We start from the raw sequence: 19,573 nt of genomic DNA, 5'->3' as shown, positions 1-19,573 counted from the left end.
GCTTCCTCCTGAAAATAGCATTATTCCTGTTTGCTTTACAGCTAAAGAAAATTAACTAGCAACTTGAGTTAATTAATTAATCCTTGAATGTTTGCGAATAATGCCTAAAGGGGTATACTCATCTTCATAATTCGGAAGTCCATCTTTAAATTTTTGCTTAATAATATTACCGTTAAATAAATAGGTATCCGAGTATATAATGCGACTATTTCTAAAAAAAATAATTTCAGCTATTCTTGCGCTATCCCAGTGTACTTCAACAATTCTTTGACTTTTAAATTCTCCTAATCCTCCGTATTCCCCAGGTGTTTCAATAAAACCTTTATCCAATCCATTACCTGCTTTATAAAATTCAAAAAAATATTTAACATTTCTATTTTTTAAATCTACAAATGATTCGCCATATGTCTCTTTTGGCTGGTTTTTTGTTAAATCTATAATTTTTGATTTTATTTTACTATGACTATTATGGTATAAATACGAAAAAATGATATTCTTAATTACAGCTGTATCATTCTCAAAATATCCATCTAAAATATAGCATCGATAAATAATAGTATCAGTAGCACCACTTATTTTATTGACTATATTTAGTGGATACAGTCGTACAAATGATGTTGTAGATGGCGATAGTGGATAAACAGTACACGGCTTGTTTTTTCGATTTATAATTATCGCTGCAATTGCAGCGATAATTATAAATACGATAATTAGTTTAATTTTCATATCCAGATATTTCTTTTTCAATTATAACTTCGGTAATAAATGGTTGATGACAACGCCAATGTTGAAGCACATACCAATCTCTAAAATAAGGTCCAACTAATGAATTCACTATAGGACTTTGACGTAAAATATCTTGTCTGTCTAATCCAAAATCATCATGAAGCGTGAATCGAAGTTTAGCCAAATAACGTTTTGTATCAGTGCAAACCTTGTAACTTATTATTTCTAACTTTGCGGCCGTTATATTATGCATTAATATCCCCAATCCATTAACATTAGTCATTATATGATCGAGCACCCCACCGCCATTTCCTCCATCACCAACACTTAATCCATCCATTAATGTACCAACTCTATAGTTAGAGTAAATTCCTCCGGATTTTATGTAATTTCTAAACGAGTTCTCAACTCTTTGTTCGGTTTCTAAAAACGCATCATCTGCTTCTACTTTTCTATTTAGAATTACATCTGATTTCTTAAAAAAAGGAACAGGTGTTGCGCCTGGTGATATTGTATTAAAAAACTGATTTAGCCAGTTTACAGTTATTTGCCATAAATCTGAACCCGATGCCCAATTACCTGTTAAGAATAACTTATTTCTCATATCAAATTCCATGTCAGATTCATTTTTAGACAAATCTGATGAAGATATGCCTAATTGCAAAAAATATGACATGTTCATATCGCAAGATTTCATACCCTCTTGATCTATACTAATATCCCAATTGGCTTCTGTTGTACTTATCGCAGCTACTCCATCCGCACCTTGTCCTAAATCTTTAATTTTCGAACCTAAAAATATTGGACTAGTAATCCTTTCAGATTGACTACGAGGATTACAATTACTGCTAGTTGAATTGTCATCTAATGATGAATTAACGACTGTAGCAGCAATTTTACAAAGTGGCGACAGACCATTAATAACTTTTCCAATTTCAGTAAAATCAGGTTTATAAGCTTCTTGTAATAGCTGACTCCCACCACCTGAATTGCTATTAACAAAATCCAATATCTTATACATATAGGGGCTCCAAATATTATTACCTGTTTCAGCCATTATTCCATTTGCAGCATTTTCTAAAATCTTACTTTCATCACCTATTGCTCTATCAACACCTTTGCTATAAAAAGTGTAAGTTCCATCACTATTTGTTATGTATCCAAATTCACGGTTACTATTGTAATTACGTGGTGATGTGCCAGCATAAAGAGGGTCTTTTATAGTGGTAAGCTTAAAGTTATTTGGCTCTGTAGCAGTATTACTTGCTATTAAAATACCTTCATTATTAGATGTGACTCGATTTACAGATGTTTTTAGTACCGCACCATTGCCTTTGGTTGCAGCATCGTTCCATAAAGCTAAGTTACTGGCATCGTATGGTGTAATACTCATGGTAGTATTATCTATAAAATCATTTAAATGCAATCTAATATATTCCAATAATTCATTGGCTGACACTTGGTGTCCATTTAGTGTAGGTAAAGTTGTAATTTTTACAGGAAAATAATCTAGATTAACTACTTGGTTGTTCACATTGCTCATTTGTTGAACATTAGCTATATCTTGAGGAAGAACAGAAATGATTGCTGCTAAAGAAGATAGATTGCTTGGCCCATATAGGGAAAGGGCTTCCCATTTTTGTTTAGTAGCATTATCTAATGTGTAGTAAGAATAAGGGTTACCGCTAAATCTTAAATATTCTTTTATAAAAAATATCGCATCTTCTTGCGACATCCCACTAAGAAAAACGTCACAAGGATTACTCTGAATTACATTTGTACCAAATATTTGTTCCAATTGGCTTTGACTTATATAAATTTCATCCCCAGAGTCATCTATATTCGAAATATCTGAAATATCTGAAATATCGTCGGGTATTTCTGGTAACGAGAAATCAGGATTTTCTGAACCAAATGCCTCGTTGCCGCCCCCACTACTTTGAAAAAACGTAACAATACTTCGTATTATATTTCCAATTGTTGTTCCACCAGAGTTACCCCCAGAATTACCTAAAATAGGCTTGTGCCACCTGCAACCGCCTTGTTGTGCATACAATTGGCTTGTACCAAATGTTACCTCTCCATTTTTTACACAGGGTACTATATTAAAAAATAGCACAAGTAGCAATATTACTTTTTTCATTTAGTTAGTTTTAAAGTTTTATTACTTGGGTTGCCTTTTGTTTGTTGCCGTATTGTAGGCGTAGCAAGTAAGTGCCTGCAGCTACCTGTGTAGGCTGCAGGGGTAATGTGTAGCTGCCTGCTGCCAAAGTGCCACCTGTATTGCTATATATCACCCTACCATCCAGCGTTAGCAATTGTACCTGCACGTAGCAGCTTTGCTTTAATTCAAAATCTACAGTAAGTATGGTGGTAAAAGGGTTTGGGTAGGCATGTAAGGCATAAGCTGTAAGCATACTACCATCTTCGTTTACCATAGCAATTACACTATCGCTATGGATGCTTTTGGTACGGGTAAGGGCAATAAATTGTGGTTTGGCAGGTTCGTTACGTTCGGGGGCAAACATTTGCAAGTTGCCTGCTAGGTAAACTGTATCGCCATTTTTTATAAATTGTAACCTTGCCTTTTCAAAACTTAGCAACTCGGGCTTTATGGGGTTGTAGTGGCTTTTTTTATTGTATTGCATAGCATCAAATACTAGTGCTTTTGGGGTTAGCACTGCATGTATTGACAAGTTAAGACTATCATCTTCTTGCCACACGCCCGTTATTTTACCATTTTGGTAGCTTAGTTGCACCTGTAACTTAGCTGCACTTACTACGTGTGTACCACTCCAATCGTACTTTAATAAATAGCCGCTATAACTACCTTCTACATCGGCGGCGGGCATGTTTTGTTGTACTTTGGCAAACTGGTTTAGGGATATATTTTGGGGTATTGCAGCTTTGGCTGCTTTTATTTTATCGGCCAGTGCGCCAGCTTCTCCTGCATTTTCTGGTTCTGTCATTGCTAGCTCATCGCTTGCCATTTTGTACCCTCTTTTTGCGGCCAGTTGTAGCCAATAAGTGGCACTATCTGCATTAGCAACTACGCCATAACCATTGCGCAGGCATAGCCCCAAAAAGTACATACTGTTTGGGCTGCGTTGTTTAGCACCTTGTGCAAATAGATTGGCAGCTTTACTATAATCTTGTACGCAGCCAAGCCCTTTGTAGTTAAAATAACCTACTGCATATATGCTTTGTGCATCGCCCATAGCAGCAGCTTTGGTAAGATAGGTGTAAGCCTGTGCAAAATTTTGCAGTACGCCATTGCCATTTTTATACAGCATAGCCAAATTGTACCAAGCTTTTGCATAGCCTGCATTGCCAGCTTTGGTAAACCATTGTATGGCTTGTTCGGTACTGCTATCTACCCCTAAGCCTTGCTTATATTGCACAGCAATGGCGTTCATAGCTTTTGCATTACCCAAGCTGGCACTTTGCTGGTACAACTGAAATGCTTTGGTAGCATTAAAACTGCTACTATATTGGTTAAGATACTGGGCAGCTTGTATAGCGAACGTATCTTTTACTATGCTTTTGGGTTGTGCAAAATTATGTAAGCAATTTGCCATTAGCAATGCTAATAATATCGTATGTTTCATAATTGTATGTTTAAATTTTTATAGTTAAGTGCGATTACCACGCAAACCCTGCATTATTAGCTTGTAAATTTTTTGTCTTCTTTATTCTTGCCAAAGCTGCTAAGGCATCCGGCATAGCCATATCTGTTATACGCAACATTTTTTGCCTTAGTTGTACATTGTATTGATAACGCTCCATTACACTATGTTTTTTTATAAAAAATGTAGTGGCTTGTTGCAAAACACTGTCTTTAGTGTACTTAGTGTTAAGGCCATTGGTTTTAAGTTCATTCCAGCTATTTATGGCTTGCCTTTCCGCAAAGGTTTTACTACGTTCGGCTAGCACTTTGGTGTACTGCTCTTCGCTTAATATTTTACTCATTTGGTTACTTTCAAAAGCACCACGGTTAAAGGTGCTTGAATCTTTATTGATTTTTGCTACCTCAAGTTTATCTTTAAGTGTTTGCATGATTACCAACAATTCATCAGTTTGCTCCTTGGTTAGTTTTAGTTCATCTTTAAGTAATAAGGCTGTGGCAGTTTGAGAATTTGATAATGAACCTGTTGCTGGTATTAGTATTGCCATAGGGGCATCTTTTAGTAAAGTTGGTGCATCTGTTGCTAAATTTTTTAGAGCTTTCTTTTTTGCAGCCTTATTATCATCTCCATACTGGTCGTTAATAATTGTTCGTTTTAGTTGATAAGTCATTAATTGTTTGGTCACTGTATTTTGGTCATAATTAGCGGTTAGTCCTTTCTCTGTTAGGTCATCCCACTTTTTTTTAGCTTGTATAGCCGCCATATTTGAATCCCTTATGGCTAGGCAAGCGGCGTATTGATCTTTACTTAGTATTTTAGTCATTTGCTCGTTTTGATATGCTATTCTATCAAAAACAAGTGAGTCTCTGTGGGCGTTAGCAAATACCATTTTCCTTTGTAGCTCTTTAGCTTTTTCTAGTAACCTATCTTCTTGGCTTTTGCTTAGCCCCAGTACAGTTTTGTTTTTAAGTGCTGTTCCAAATTGAGAGTTCAAAGCGGCACCCACATATTTTTCTTTATCAAGCCTAGGCGTCTCAATATTATCTACATAAGCTTTTTTTTCTGCATTACTCATAGTAGCTTTTAATCCGTTTTCTAACTGTAAGGTTAGGCTGTCAGTTGCATTTTTTATTTCTTTTGGCGATAAGCCTTTAACCATTTGCAGTGCAATAATGCTATCTCTTTTTACAAATGCATTGGCTAGCCATAATTGTGTACTAGTACTTGTACTAATTCTAGACAGCTTATTATAAACGGCTTTTGCCACAGACGGCGAAAATTGTTTATAAACTAAAGGTGACAATGGAAATGGTTGGGCAGCTAACTGCTGAAATGTAGATAGGGCAATAAAAGCCACAATTGTAAATACGTTCTTTTTCATTTTTTAATTTTTTTGATTGTTAGTGTAATAATTGATTATGGTTTATTTTAATATAATATATTTTAATTGAATAAGGATACTATTTGTAAACACTAGGTGTTATTTTGTTACCACCACACTCTTTCTCCTGTATCATTTATTGTAAAAGGGCGTTCTTTATGCTCTGTAGTTTCTGGCACTAAAAGCAATAGAGCATTATTAGGTACTTTGTAAAATATCATTTCTTTGGCATTTGCGTTTGCCATTTGTATTGCCAATACCCTCCAACCACTGTTCCAATAAAATAGTTTATACTTTTTACCAGGTTTGTAATACAGATATTTATCTTGTTCGGCTAGATGAACCGTGTGCGTGTGCAAAGTATCTGGCATTAATATTTGCAATTGCTTATAGCCGACCGCTACAGGATAACCAGCCGGCTTTAATTTGCCTTGTAAGTAGTACATGGGCAAGTAAATAGCACCTTTACCCATTTTGGTAAATAATGCTGTGTTATTTTTTACAGAAGCCCACCACACAGGCTGCCAATTAAAAAAGTTAAACACACAGGCATACACTATTTTTTGTGGGTTTGCCAACTTAAAAAGTGAGGTAGAAACATCTTGTGTAGGCCAATATTCTGGAGTTACGTCTTTATAGTTTAAACTGCGTAGTAATCCCTTAGGTATATTGTCTATGGCTTCTATATTAGCCAAAGCACCAGTTTGTTTAGCATAAGTGGTTCTAAGCACTTTGCCAGGTTCTCGCATAAATTTATAATTAGCAACGGGTGTACTATTAAAAGCATCGTAATGCCATACTTTCTGCGGCTGAATTACGGCATTTAAAAAATGAGATCCCATTGATGTTGCCCAAAAAGGCACTACATCAACTGTGCTTGCTATGCCTTGTGAGCGTAACCGAAACACTTCCAAATCCGCAATATCTTCGCAAGGGCCTTTTTTGCGATGCAGTAATTGTAATGCTCCTAACCTTGGCAAAGGTTCTTTCCGAGTTTCTAAATTGTTGGTATTTACAAACCAGCTTCTATAATCCGATGCGAAAAAATTTAACGCTTCGTCTATAGTTTTATTTGTTACTTTTTGATTAAGACCTGCAAACTGTTTGGTGTATGTGCCACGCCAGTTCTGCAGTGGTTCTACGCTAGCTCTATAGGGAAGTAAATAATCACAGAAATCGCTAAAGGACAACCGTTTTGCCCAAGGCTGTTTCCATGCTACAAATGCCCGTTCTACATTATCTATTAAAAAAGTGGCCGTAATAGTATCTGCATCTTTATAAATAATTGGTACAGGGTGTATCTGATTGGTTTTAGCCTTTAATGCATCAAATGCTTTAATAGAACTTGGCAAGTCAGGGTAATCCAGCTCGTTAAAAGCAATGCGTTTACCAGTATTATCTGCCCAATAATAATTTACAGATTGATGACTATCCATATTGACTAATAAAAAATACAATGCTTTTAATTGCAGACTATCGTTCTTTTTTTGAAAATAGTTAATGGCTTTTACCAACTCTGCTTTATTGCTACCAACTTTTGCTAAAGCAGCATTTACGGCAATAGGAAATGATTTTTGCGATAAAAGACTCACGGGAACTGAAAGCAAGAAAAAACAAATTGCAAATATTTTCATACAATTATTATTAATACGTTTTTGGGTAAATGTTTGTAATAGCGGCCTCGGCTTCTTTTTTATAAAATTCTGCCTTAGCCGATTGTATTTTTGGATGCAATCCTAATATTGTTTTGGCAGTGTATAATAATTGTGTGGTATCTTTTGCAGCACCATACAGTTTTAATAATGCATAGCGTGGGGCAAAGCGGTGGGGTTGAATATTTTGGGCAGTTATATAAGCAGTTGCCGCCTGTGCGTATTGCCCTATTTTATAATAGCAATTTCCTATAAGCAGGTAGAGGTCGGGGTCGGATGTGATGGCTTTAGCTTTATCAAACTTATCCAGTGCCATTTTATATTTGCCATTGGCATACAATATACTGCCATAGCCTTGCCAGTAAAAACCAGACTGGGACAAATTACTTTCTAAAACTTTTAAACCACTAACTGCACTTTTAGCATTACCATCGTAAGCAATTATTTGTAAATTTTGATTATTTGCATAACACTTACCTAACAGTAACATGCTTAAAAAACTATAGCCCCCCACTAAAGCCAATAAGCCAACTAGCGGTTTGGATAACGTATATGTATATCTATTTTTATGCTTTGGCTGTTGCTGTTTACCAATTGCTACCGTGGGTAATATTGCATTATTGCTAACACAGTATGATGCATAAAATACAAACAATGCCATAGCAGGTATAGCTTGTATAGTAAAGTTTAAGCAACTCATTATGGCAAATGACACAACAGCAGCATAAGCATAAATAGCCGAAGGGTTAACAAAATAATTTTTGCAAGAACGCAGAAATGGCCACAGCACTAAGGATGTTAAAAAGCCAGTTAATAACAAGCAACCAATAATACCACCTTCTACTGCAGCTTCTAAAAACTCATTGTAAGCCATTCGTACAAAACTGGCATTCATAATTTGCTGCTGTGTGGCAGCACCACTTGCAAAATATTGTGCTTGAGCTAAATTATAATCATGTTCAAAATGGCCATAACCAATACCTGTAACTAAGTTGTTATAAAATAAATGAGAACTTATTTTCCAAATAAAAGTCCTACCATCGGCAGAAGCTTCCTTAAAATGATATAAATAAAAACCAACACTTACTACCAAACAACATAGTAACGCGCTAAAAATGAGTAGAGTAACAGTATTGTACTTCTTGCGAAGCAGTAGTAAAACTTTAAATTGATGGTTTACGATAATACCAGTGCAAATAATGGCACCAATAAAAGCCGTGCGACATTGCAACAATACAAATGCAACTATTATTAGCAATAAATTGCCAACGGCTAATATTTTAAACCCTCTATTACTTCCAAAAATAGTTAACCATACTGCTGGCAGTGCCATAACTAAAAACATAGCAGTGATGTTAGGGTTTATACAGGTACCAGTTATGGTATACAAAGTATCTAAACTACCTATTACTCCCACATATTGCAATACACAAACAAAGGCTTCTAAACTTGCAACAATGGAAATAATGGCACAAATTTGTTTAAAATCTATTTGTTTACTATTGAATAGAATACAGTAAGCCACTAGCAATAGCGCATTGATAATTAAAAACCAGTGCCTATTATTGAGCGCTTGATAGCCACCAATTAAATTTTGAATAACATAATACCCAACCAGTAGCAAAAAAAACATGATTGGTATAGGATGAACAATTACCAATTTTTTACTGCCACGTAAATACGCCACACTTGCTGCGGTAGCAATAAAAGCACCTAAAACGGTATAAATAAAATAAGCTGTTAAGGTTTTAGGACCAAAGAAACTATTGGTTATAAGTGTGCCAACAATAATAATAATGGTTAAAATAGTATTGGCAATATGGCTTTTAAGCATGGCTGCTTTGCAGTTTTTTTTAATAAGCCAAAACTACCGCCCTTTACAACCCAAGACAAGTGGGGCAAGCCCTACAATTTTTAAAAATTATCTCACCTTTTTAAATAAAAATAAAAATGCCACCTAATGGTGGCAGCTTTAAAATTGCTTTATGTACAGCTATTTTTTGAATAAATAGTAACAAGATGTTCAGTTGAAAAAATTATCTATTTTTCAATACACTAATGATATCGTTAAACATTGTACCTTTTCTAAATTCTTTCACAAAAGACCCTTTGGCATCGTATATAGCAATGTAAGGTGTAACGGTTGCTTTAAAATATACGGGTATAGTATAATTTATATCTCTGCCAACTTTTACATTGCTATATTTTGACAAGCCAAATTGGTCTGCAAATATTTTCAATTCATCAACTGGGTGATAGCTTGCCCAAATAAAAAAGGCATTACTGACACTATCAATATTATCTGCCAATGCTTTTGCTTTTGCTTTACAGTGACTACAATCTGGGCTAAAATAAATGATGACTTTAAATTTATCTATCGGTAAATTTTTATTAGAAAAAATTACGCTGTCTGTAGTTAGTAAACGAAAAGCTGGTAGGCTATTTTGCTTAACATAATTTGGTAAAGTATCTATTGGCGGTTGAGAAAAAGTATACTTGCAAAACAGTGTGAATAGTAAACATAAAAACAAATATTTCATAATAAGTATTTATTAAGCTTTTAAATTTTAATATACTAATTATTTAAAACATTAAAATAAGCCATTTGTGATTAAAACATCAAGCTATAATTTTTAAAAAACTGGGTTCTATCAATAATATACTTGCCTTTATTGTTTATTAGCCAGTTTTTAACTTTTACAACAATATCTGCGGTTATATAATCTTCAATTAAGCTCATATGCAAGGATTCAAATATTTTTTTAAAATCTTCATTTTTAATAATTCCAATTAGATCCCTCATTATTAAACCAGAACTATATCCTTTACTTTGTAAGGCATGTGCTGTTAAGGGATATCTTTTTGTGGTATCCATTAAATTGTTTATACTATAAATACTTTCTTGCGTGCCAATAAAAAACAAAGGGTTTGCAACGCTAAAAATATTATTAAACCAAATTTTAGTTTCTAAAAAATCCTTCATTTCAAATATTTCTTTTTTATACGTTACATCGCCCAACTTTACCAAGGCTACTTTTGCTACTTGCTTATTAAAATTACACTCACTTTTTGCTAAACCTGCTTTTAGTATCGGTATGGCTTCTTTATAATTTAACCAAGCTACTGTTTTTACCAACCAGTCATCTATCTCCCATTTTGCAACAGGGTCATCCATATACTGCTTTATATATGGCTTGCTAATACTATCGTAAGCTCGCCTATAAAAATCATCAAAAAAAATACTACTTAAAGCCCAGTCAGGTTTATCACCTTTATTTTCAAAATAAAGCTGGCGCTGCTGCTTCTCTGCCTGTTTATTTGCTTCTTTTTTTAAATAAGTACCTAACTCTTGGTTATTTACCATCGGTATACTTTTTACAGATAGCCACCTTCGTTTTAAATCGTGAAACGTCCACTCGTTTTTTAATAACGACAACAGCTTTTGTTTTACTTTTAAGTTTGCATTTTTTTTGGTAAAACGGAAGTAGCCGATAGGGAACTCGGATGTACCGCCTTTATCAACATGGTATTGATCTAAAAATTCCATTAGTTCATCTGCAGATGGCTCATATTTAGTTGGTTCCTTTGACAATCTTTCCGCCCCAAGATAGTCTGACTTATCTATATAGGATTGCCCTTGACAATAACCTATTGATATGCCCAAAAAACTAATTGTTATAAATAGTAATCTCATTTTAGTAAATTTATTTGTGTGATTTACCATACCCAATAACCTGTATTTTTTGTTTGGCTATTTTTTGTATAGTGCCATTGATATGTAAAAAACATATCTCTATAATGCCCTGTACCTTCTGTATAATCCATAAAATTAGTGGTGCTACCTTTTAAAATATTGGGAAAATCAGTCTCGGCGTCTTCCATTATATGATGCAAGTTTAATGTATGCCCTAACTCGTGGCTTATTGATTCATAATTGCCCAAATTTGTTATCATAGCAAAACAATTACCTATTTCAGAGTCACCATAATACTTGGCATCTGATACTACGCCATTTAAATCACTAATAAATAAAAAGCGAGTCTTTTGATTATTGATACCATCTATATCAACAGGATGGGGATTAATTGTTAAATAATTAATTTTTTCAGTTGTCCCAACATAATTTAGTTTTTCATATTCTGCCTTAAATACATCTAAGCCATTGATCGGGTTAATATTTGAAGCAGTAGTTAAATTTAAAAAAGTGGGGTATACTTTACCATTTGAATTTTGTGAAACAATTTCCCATTCTCTAAACAACTGATTATGAGAATACTTGTTTAAAAATTCTAATACTTTTGCATTATCAATTAAGTTAATCCTTCCATTAGCTGTTAAAACATTTACAATAACTAGTTTCTTCTTTATTTTTTGCTGGTAACTTATTTCTAAAAAACCTATTGTTTCAATAGCGCTAGAACCGTATGGGGTTAATTTTACTTCTATTTCGTTTTTAGTATAACTTGCTGTAGGGGTACCTGTACCTGTTATATCTAACGGGGTATTATCAGCTATCCACTGTTTTAGCACTAAATAACTGATAACCAAATTACTTACTCCATTTATTTTTATTAATGAATTATTGCAAGAAATTGAAATGCTTGATCTGTCATCAATTGTATTATCAACTACTGATTGGTTTATACTTACATAATTATGCACATTGTTAACTATACTCATCCAAGGTGTTTCGTAAGGTGTACCATTTGGTAAAGTTCGTGGTACTTTATATCCTCCATTGTTACTAGATAGCACACTTAATGTTGAACTTTTTATTCCTTGGTTGTCAAAACCGTATTCTTTATAATATCCACCTTCTGAAAATTCTGTAGTTTTAGGTGAAAAAACTATGTAAGATTTTAAGTTATTAATTACTTTAAGTGTTACGCTAAATAAAGTTTTAAAAGGGAATCTACTTTCGGGTTTAGGAATTACAGAACCGTAATCTTTACCTAAGTTAATATTATAGGTTATAGCACTATTAATATTAAAATCGCAGTCGTTCACATTAGTACACTTTTGTACATTAGTGTACCAAGTAAAATAGTTATTTGGTAAAGTTGCTAATTCATCAAAAACCGATAAATAAACAGAAGTATTTGATTTTGCGGATAAGTATATGATATCATTGTTGTAATATTTTTTAGTCATATCTCCATCTACAATTACGAAATATCTGTGGTCTTTTATTTCTGCAAACGCAAGTATTTGACAAGACAATGCACCAGGATGTATTGAACATAAATCACATGGCGATATACCTGTATTTCCTTCAACACAATACCCACACTGGTCGTATTGGGCTGTTCCACCACGGTCGCCATGGCAGTCTTTGGGCGGGCAAGCATCTAAGCCACTATTGCCACCTACACAATAACCACAATCATCATAATACGCATTACCGCCTACTTCGCCATTACAATCTTGGTTGTTAGGCATGCCACAGGGTTCGTAACCACTAGTACCACCTACACATAAGCCACACCCATCTACATAAGCCGACCCTCCCATATCGCCCATACAATCATACTCTTCATTATTATAAGGGTTGCAAGGTATGCCGCCTGTATTACCACCTACACATTGATTACATGCATCCATATACGCACTGCCATTCTTATCGCCGTTACAATCGTAGGTAGCTGTTGGGTCATCTTCAACTTCACCTTCGCCATCACAAGGTACAATATCATCATATATGCAAATTCCACAATTATCTAAATATCCACCAAAAAGCTCAGCACAAGCTCCCTCAGTCATTTCTGATCCATAACTTTCTCCACTTTGTGCCGCAACCCTTTCAATATTAAAAAAATGTAACTCCCCATTTTTTATACAGGGTACTATATTAAAAAATAACAATAGTATTAATATTATTTTTCGCATGTAGTTTGGCTTTAAATGTTTTTTGCAGCAACCATGTTAGGTTGCTTTTTTAATAAGCCAAAACTACCGCCCAATACAACCCAAGACAAGTGGGGCAAGCCCTACAATTTTTAAAAATTTTAAAAATAGTTACACATTAAATTATTGCATCCTGATACCTATCAGGACAGTTGTAATAAAATGTTTAGGTTATTTTATAATGTTAAATTATTTCTGTAATTGACTAAGCTAAAACCATTGCTTTATGTGTGCCATAATGATAGTTGACGATATGCCCAAACACAGGCTGAAAAAATTATACTCTCTGTAGTAAGCATACGAAAAGTAGGTAGGCTATTTTGTTTAACATAGTCTGGTAAAGTATCTATTGGAGGTTGAGAAAAAGTATACTTGCAAAACAGTGTGAATATTAAATAGAAAAACAAATATTTCATAATAAGTATTTATTAAGCTTTTAAATTTTAATATACTAATTATTCAACTCATTAAAATAAGCCATTTGTGATTAAAACATCAAGCTATAATTTTTAAAAAACTGGGTTCTATCAATAATGTACTTGCCTTTATTGTTTATTAGCCAGTTTTTAACTTTTACAACAATATCTGCGGTTATATACTCTTTAATCATGTTTATATCTAGAGATTAAAATATTTTTTAAATGCTCATTTTTAATAACTTTAATTAAGTATTCAATTATAAAACCAGAGACAATGGTTTACGCGAACAAATTAATATTGCATTTTAATTTCCTTTTATTTTGTTTTCTAGCCAAGAAATCGCAATTCCAACATCATCATTTGTGTAGCCACTAGAAAGAGTTTTTTTAACAGGAAAATCATTCACAGAATCTATTAAATAATCTAGTGCGTAATTATTAACAGAATCAAAACCAATTTCGTGATTTGCTTTTTTCGGCATTTTCTCTTCGCTAGCTAAATACTTTATAAAAAGTTTGTAAATCTCTCTATCTTCAGTGTAAGCCAGTTGCTTAAGTAAGTGTTTTACTCGTAAATCAAGACTAGTTTCTAATTCAACGGCTGCAATCATTTTATCAATTTGCGACGTGTCTCCCATTCGTGTAACAGCTAAACAAGCATACCAAGGGGCTGTTCTATACCATTCATTGTAATGCCTGTTTAACCCATTAGCTAAAATCTTCAACTGAGGCAGTAATGCAGTCAAATGAATTTTACCACAAAGCATTATAAAATTGCCATTAACATCATAAGGACCGACTGTATAATTATATTTCTTAAAAATAATTTCCATCTTATTCTTAGCAATTGGGGAAAAATCTTTTTCCTCAAATAAGAACAATGATTTAGAGTTATTCATAAACACTTCATTCTTGCTCAAATACATTTCCAATAAATCTTCAACTTCTGCTTTTCTGATAGCTAAGTTTTTACTTTGTAGAGCAATACCAGCTTTTAACCCACGTGCGTTAAGCCGAATATCAATCAAAGGGTCATTCTCAAACTTTTTTAAATAATTAAAGAAGTAGTTTTCATTGGTAGAATCAAAATGATAATTACTTAATTTATGATTTCCATTTCTAAGACCATCAAATTCTGAATCAATAATTTTGGCAATATCTTTTATACTTGATTGCCCCAGAAGATAAAGCGGTAAACAAAAAAGACAAACCATGAAAGATTTTGCTAAGTAATAAAGACGATATTTCATATTTTAATTTTATTGGTTTATAATGTCCCATTGGTCTTTACGAATCTTGATTGTGGTACCCGGAACATAAGAGTTATACATCATGTTTTGTAAATCATTAGTATATAAATCTGGCAAATTGAAAAGACCGTGCCCAATTTCATGAGGAATAGTAATATTTAGTTGTGAATTACCATTATTTGGATAGACAAAGGATGTATTTATACTAAATGCAGAGTTTCCAAGAATATTTAAATTTGATGGATTATCAACTAAAAATAAATGTATATCAATATCAGGGTCAGATTTATCTCTACAATTATCATATATATAAACCTGCTCACTACTTAAATTAGGTTTACTAGTCTGAATTTTACCATCCCCATTTAAATCAAAATCAACAGTCATATCATTTTGTCTTTTAAGAACCCAAGTAATAGCTGCTTGTTTATAACAAGAATTTAAATAATACAATATAGCAGCATCGCTAACATTTGTACTTGTATATCCAGCATAACCTGAACGTGCTTTTGAATGTATCAATGTAACTGAGACTTTTTTTGTATTTCCTTTATATGTAACAACATTTAATTTATTAATAAGGGAGCCATTTGGATTTAAACAATTCGCTTGTATTTGTGTCTCGATACGATTTAACCCAAAAGGAACTAATCCTTGTGCATGTACTGTTAAATCAAATACAGAGGAGGGTGCATTTGTCACACCTAATACAATTTGGCTTATAGGCGTAGATTTAAAAGTAACTGAATTATACTTATTAGTAGGGGTAATAGTAATTTTTAGTATATCTGTTTCGCCCTCTTTAAGAGATTTCCAAGGTACTACAAGTGGTATATTTGGGTTTATAGGGTCATAATTATCAAAACCATATTTCTTTATCGCGTCTTCCTCAAACTTAACTTTACTAGCACAATCTACCACACAAGGCGATAAACCTGTATTACCTTCAACACAATACCCACACTGGTCGTATTGGGCGGTTCCACCACGGTCGCCATGGCAGTCTTTGGGCGGGCAAGCATCTAAGCCACTATTGCCACCTACACAATAACCACAATCATCATAATACGCATTACCGCCTACTTCGCCATTACAATCTTGGTTGTTAGGCATGCCACAGGGTTCGTAACCACTAGTACCACCTACACATAAGCCACACCCATCTACATAAGCCGACCCTCCCATATCGCCCATACAATCATACTCTTCATTATTATAAGGGTTGCAAGGTATGCCGCCTGTATTACCACCTACACATTGATTACATGCATCCATATACGCACTGCCATTCTTATCGCCGTTACAATCGTAGGTAGCTGTTGGGTCATCTTCAACTTCACCTTCGCCATCACAAGGTACAATATCATCATATATGCAAATTCCACAATTATCTAAATATCCACCAAAGGTTTCAAAACAATATTCCGCCGCTATTTCTGATCCATAATTTTCTCCATTTTGTGCTGCCGCTTTTTCAATATTAAAAATGCACCACTCACCATTTTTTACGCAGGGTGCTATATTAAAAAAAAATAATAGCAATAATATTATTTTTCGCATGTAGTTTGGCTTTTAAAAGTTTTTTACGGCAACCATGTTAGGTTGCTTTTTTAATAAGCCAAAACTACCGCCCAATACAACCCAATACAACCCAAGACAAGTGGGGCAAGCCCTACAATTTTTAAAAATTTTAAAAATAGTTACACATTAAATTATTGCATCCTGATACCTATCAGGACAGTTGTAATAAAATGTTTAGGTTATTTTATAATGTTAAATTATTTCTGTAATTGACTAAGCTAAAACCATTGCTTAATGTGTGCCATAATGATAGTTGATGATATGCCCAAACACAGGCTAATAATTGAGAATTTAGTAACCCAAATACACAATTGTATAGTAATAGCCAGTTTAAACGATGGAGATAAAGTGCTGCATTGGTTTGCCAATGAAATACAGATGCCTGATATAATTATTTTAGATATACAAATGCCTAAAATGGATGGCATTAGTGTAATGGAATATTTAACGGATTTTTACCCTCTAGTTAAAGTAATAGCTCTTTCATCGTATAATGAAAAAAATATTATAAATCAGGCTTTAGCAGCAGGTGTTATGAGTTTTGTATGGAAGCATAATAACTGTATGTATTTAAATAAAGCAATTGAGCTAGTAAAAAATAATACTGTATATATTGATGAAAGAATAGATGATTCAAGTTTTAATAGAACGAACTTAATGGCTGTAAGACAACTCGAAAAAGATATTCTGCATAGTAATTACCAGCTTTCGACAAGTGAATATAAGGTACTTAAAATACTTACGGCCCAAATTAATTATATAGAAATTGGCAATATTTTGCATTTATCGCAACGTACTATAGAAACGTACGTGGGAAGGTTGAATAAAAAATTAAATATAATTAGCGGTGGTAGACAAGCTTTATTCTATTTTGCACTGCGTATTGGCATGGTGAAAGTAGCAAATTTAACCAATACACCTATAAGTGAAAATAATACATATTCGTAATGCAAGTAGTATATATTGGCTTTGGCAGAGCTTATAAATTCGGTAATCCTTAAAAGAATTGAATTATTCTTAATTACCTAGTAAGAAGCAAATCGTTAGATATTTATTTCAATTACACAACTAAGCTTTACATAGACTTCATTTTACTCTTCTTCGCAAATTTCTTGACGGTATTTTGAAAAAGCAAGGTCTGCACCTGCATTGCATTGCGGCTGGCCTTTGGTTTTGCAATAAAAAAACCGCTTTGCTTGTTGCTTTTGCGGCATAAACCGCTTCGCTATTTATTCCACAGTCAACATTTTTTAGTTGCAAAAACCTTGCTTTTCCAAAATACGGTTTCAAGGCTGGGTTGCTACGAGGGAAATGAACGAGGTGCAAACCGAGGTTCATAAAACATTTAGTAACCATAAAATTTTAAGTCATGGAAATCATTGCAAGGGTAACAGCAGATGCCGAAGTAAAAACACTTCCAAGCGACAAACAGGTGGTCAACTTCAATGTGGCCATCAACGACAGTTACAAACCAAAAGGAAGTAGCGAAGCAACCAAAATCACCACCTATGTGCAGTGTGCGTATTGGGTAAATGCCAACATTGCCCAGTACCTAAAAAAGGGGACGCTCGTTGAGTTGCAGGGGCGAATCGGTGTCAACGCATGGAACAACGCACAGGGTGAACCAAAGGCAGCTATCACATTTCATGTGAATAGTATCAAATTGCATGGTACACCGAAGTATGCTACTGACAGCACAGCAGTTGCTGCACCAGTGGCGGCAGGTGAATTAACAGAACCATTAGACGATTTACCGTTTTAATGGGTCGGTTTCCATCCTAATCTCCTTTTCATTTATGAATCAATTTCAATAACTAAACCGCAGAAGTACCACTTGCGGGATACAAAACAAGTTGGGTAACATATCATGGCACATCAAATTAATTTCAATGAACAAACAGGGAAGCACAGTTTCTTTTCCGTACAGCAGAAAGCATGGCACGGGTTGGGGCAGATTGTTACGGATTATCCGACAAGTAAAGAAGCCTTGCGTTTTGCAGGGTTGGATTACACGGTAGCAAAAAGAGCCTTGTTCACCTACGACAATGAGAACCAGGAAGCCAATGGCGATTTGGAAATCAAGATTGCAGAGGTTGCAGTACCTAATTATTTCGCAACAATCCGTACCGACACGGAACAGGTATTGGGCGTGGTGGGCAAGGATTATGAAGTGGTACAGAACACCGATGCGTTTACCTTCTTTGACAGTATCGTTGGTGGTGATGGCATCCAATATGAAACAGCAGGGGCTTTGGGGAATGGTGAACGGATTTTCATCACAGCAAAACTGCCTTCTTACATAAAAGTGGGCAATGATGATTTGATTGAGCAGTATTTGTTTTTGACCACTTCGCATGATGGTAGTGGCAGCATTACAGCAGCCTTCACCCCTATCAGGATTGTCTGCAACAATACCTTAAATGCAGCGATGCACAACCGTTCCAACAGCATCAAGATTAGGCATACCGCCAACGCAAAGGAACGCTTGGAAACAGCCCACCGGTTGATGGGTATTACCAATAACCTAAGTAGCGAATTGGAAGGGATGTTCAACCAATGGGCAACCATCCGCATTACAGATAGCGAAGTGATGAAACTGGTACAAATGGCAATGGTGCCAAATAAAGAAGTATTGAAAAACTTACAGGCTGGCAAGGATGATGAACTGTCCACCTGTTTCAAGAACATTTGCGATACCACTTTTGAATACGCCATGGCTAACCCTTCACAGCAATTGCACACTACAAAAGGCACATTGTTCGGGGCATACAATGCTGTAACGGGCTACTTTCAGAATGTGCGTTCCTACAAGAACGAAGAGGCAAAGTTGAAGTCTTTATTGTTGGGCGGTACAGGGCAGTTGCGTACACAAAAAGCGTTTGCCTTGTGTACAGATTTTGCGAAGAACGGTAGCGATGGTTTATTCTTGAATTAGGGTCTTCAGGGTTGGGCGTTGTCCACAGGTGTACGAAAGATAAATTAGCTCTTTGATACAATAAAATTAAATTTATCCGTTGCTTTAAGATGGAATTAC

The 19,573-nt window shown here is 34.6% G+C and carries 14 protein-coding genes; 3 read left to right on the top strand and 11 right to left on the bottom strand.

The window, feature by feature from the left end:
• Positions 1–72 precede the first annotated feature (72 nt).
• The 11 genes from ACT9TX_RS17230 to ACT9TX_RS17180 form a co-directional block, all read right to left on the bottom strand.
• On the bottom strand, positions 73–726 hold the full coding sequence (locus tag ACT9TX_RS17230) for a hypothetical protein (RefSeq protein ID WP_481340148.1): 654 nt from the start codon (positions 724–726) through the stop codon (positions 73–75).
• Positions 716–2,869, bottom strand: a complete 2,154-nt coding sequence (locus ACT9TX_RS17225; protein WP_481340146.1) for a DUF3289 family protein — start codon at positions 2,867–2,869, stop codon at positions 716–718. The genes ACT9TX_RS17230 and ACT9TX_RS17225 overlap by 11 nt, the downstream gene beginning before the upstream one ends.
• A gap of 10 nt (positions 2,870–2,879) precedes the next feature.
• The gene (locus ACT9TX_RS17220) at positions 2,880–4,334 is read right to left on the bottom strand and encodes a T9SS type A sorting domain-containing protein (RefSeq protein WP_481340145.1); all 1,455 of its coding nucleotides are present in this window, start codon (positions 4,332–4,334) and stop codon (positions 2,880–2,882) included.
• 34 nt (positions 4,335–4,368) lie between these two features.
• Positions 4,369–5,733 carry a hypothetical protein gene (locus ACT9TX_RS17215; RefSeq protein ID WP_481340143.1) on the bottom strand — a complete coding sequence of 455 codons (1,365 nt, stop codon included), beginning with the start codon at positions 5,731–5,733 and terminating at the stop codon, positions 4,369–4,371.
• A 107-nt stretch (positions 5,734–5,840) separates the two neighbouring features.
• Positions 5,841–7,367 (bottom strand): hypothetical protein, encoded by a 1,527-nt coding sequence (locus ACT9TX_RS17210; RefSeq protein WP_481340142.1) that lies wholly within the window; start codon positions 7,365–7,367, stop codon positions 5,841–5,843.
• Between the two features lie 10 nt (positions 7,368–7,377).
• Entirely contained in the window at positions 7,378–9,219 is a 1,842-nt protein-coding gene (locus ACT9TX_RS17205) for an O-antigen ligase family protein (protein WP_481340140.1), read from the bottom strand.
• Positions 9,220–9,421: 202 nt separating this feature from the next.
• Positions 9,422–9,925 (bottom strand): hypothetical protein, encoded by a 504-nt coding sequence (locus tag ACT9TX_RS17200; RefSeq protein ID WP_481340139.1) that lies wholly within the window; start codon positions 9,923–9,925, stop codon positions 9,422–9,424.
• A gap of 71 nt (positions 9,926–9,996) precedes the next feature.
• A complete protein-coding gene (locus tag ACT9TX_RS17195) occupies positions 9,997–11,079 on the bottom strand; it encodes a hypothetical protein (RefSeq protein ID WP_481340137.1) in 1,083 nt (360 codons plus the stop codon).
• Between the two features lie 23 nt (positions 11,080–11,102).
• Positions 11,103–13,145 carry a hypothetical protein gene (locus ACT9TX_RS17190; RefSeq protein ID WP_481340136.1) on the bottom strand — a complete coding sequence of 681 codons (2,043 nt, stop codon included), beginning with the start codon at positions 13,143–13,145 and terminating at the stop codon, positions 11,103–11,105.
• 868 nt (positions 13,146–14,013) lie between these two features.
• A complete protein-coding gene (locus ACT9TX_RS17185; RefSeq protein ID WP_481340134.1) occupies positions 14,014–14,958 on the bottom strand; it encodes a hypothetical protein in 945 nt (314 codons plus the stop codon).
• Between the two features lie 9 nt (positions 14,959–14,967).
• Positions 14,968–16,518: a metallopeptidase domain-containing protein gene (locus tag ACT9TX_RS17180; RefSeq protein WP_481340133.1), complete on the bottom strand. Its 1,551-nt coding sequence runs from the start codon at positions 16,516–16,518 to the stop codon at positions 14,968–14,970.
• A 267-nt stretch (positions 16,519–16,785) separates the two neighbouring features.
• Here ACT9TX_RS17180 and ACT9TX_RS17175 point away from each other — a divergent pair, with 267 nt between their 5' ends.
• The 3 genes from ACT9TX_RS17175 to ACT9TX_RS17165 all read left to right on the top strand — a co-directional run bounded on the left by ACT9TX_RS17175 (position 16,786) and on the right by ACT9TX_RS17165 (position 19,474).
• On the top strand, positions 16,786–17,487 hold the full coding sequence (locus ACT9TX_RS17175) for a response regulator (protein ID WP_481340132.1): 702 nt from the start codon (positions 16,786–16,788) through the stop codon (positions 17,485–17,487).
• Positions 17,488–17,908: 421 nt separating this feature from the next.
• Positions 17,909–18,301: a single-stranded DNA-binding protein gene (locus ACT9TX_RS17170; RefSeq protein WP_481340130.1), complete on the top strand. Its 393-nt coding sequence runs from the start codon at positions 17,909–17,911 to the stop codon at positions 18,299–18,301.
• A 105-nt stretch (positions 18,302–18,406) separates the two neighbouring features.
• Positions 18,407–19,474 carry a DUF932 domain-containing protein gene (locus ACT9TX_RS17165; RefSeq protein ID WP_481340129.1) on the top strand — a complete coding sequence of 356 codons (1,068 nt, stop codon included), beginning with the start codon at positions 18,407–18,409 and terminating at the stop codon, positions 19,472–19,474.
• Positions 19,475–19,573: the final 99 nt, after the last annotated feature.

This window comes from Parasediminibacterium sp. HNIBRBA5674, assembly GCF_056745525.1.
The sequence above is the reverse complement of the archived record's forward strand: the minus strand, read 5'-3'. Positions and strand labels throughout refer to the sequence as shown.

Excerpts from the sequence above, each read along its gene's own strand:
- ACT9TX_RS17230 (WP_481340148.1), bottom strand. The coding sequence starts at position 726 with ATGAAAATTAAACTAATTATCGTATTTATAATTATCGCTGCAATTGCA.
- ACT9TX_RS17225 (WP_481340146.1), bottom strand. The coding sequence starts at position 2,869 with ATGAAAAAAGTAATATTGCTACTTGTGCTATTTTTTAATATAGTACCC.
- ACT9TX_RS17220 (WP_481340145.1), bottom strand. The coding sequence starts at position 4,334 with ATGAAACATACGATATTATTAGCATTGCTAATGGCAAATTGCTTACAT.
- ACT9TX_RS17215 (WP_481340143.1), bottom strand. The coding sequence starts at position 5,733 with ATGAAAAAGAACGTATTTACAATTGTGGCTTTTATTGCCCTATCTACA.
- ACT9TX_RS17210 (WP_481340142.1), bottom strand. The coding sequence starts at position 7,367 with ATGAAAATATTTGCAATTTGTTTTTTCTTGCTTTCAGTTCCCGTGAGT.
- ACT9TX_RS17205 (WP_481340140.1), bottom strand. The coding sequence starts at position 9,219 with ATGCTTAAAAGCCATATTGCCAATACTATTTTAACCATTATTATTATT.
- ACT9TX_RS17200 (WP_481340139.1), bottom strand. The coding sequence starts at position 9,925 with ATGAAATATTTGTTTTTATGTTTACTATTCACACTGTTTTGCAAGTAT.
- ACT9TX_RS17195 (WP_481340137.1), bottom strand. The coding sequence starts at position 11,079 with ATGAGATTACTATTTATAACAATTAGTTTTTTGGGCATATCAATAGGT.
- ACT9TX_RS17190 (WP_481340136.1), bottom strand. The coding sequence starts at position 13,145 with ATGACTGAGGGAGCTTGTGCTGAGCTTTTTGGTGGATATTTAGATAAT.
- ACT9TX_RS17185 (WP_481340134.1), bottom strand. The coding sequence starts at position 14,958 with ATGAAATATCGTCTTTATTACTTAGCAAAATCTTTCATGGTTTGTCTT.
- ACT9TX_RS17180 (WP_481340133.1), bottom strand. The coding sequence starts at position 16,518 with ATGCGAAAAATAATATTATTGCTATTATTTTTTTTTAATATAGCACCC.
- ACT9TX_RS17175 (WP_481340132.1), top strand. The coding sequence starts at position 16,786 with ATGATAGTTGATGATATGCCCAAACACAGGCTAATAATTGAGAATTTA.
- ACT9TX_RS17170 (WP_481340130.1), top strand. The coding sequence starts at position 17,909 with ATGGAAATCATTGCAAGGGTAACAGCAGATGCCGAAGTAAAAACACTT.
- ACT9TX_RS17165 (WP_481340129.1), top strand. The coding sequence starts at position 18,407 with ATGGCACATCAAATTAATTTCAATGAACAAACAGGGAAGCACAGTTTC.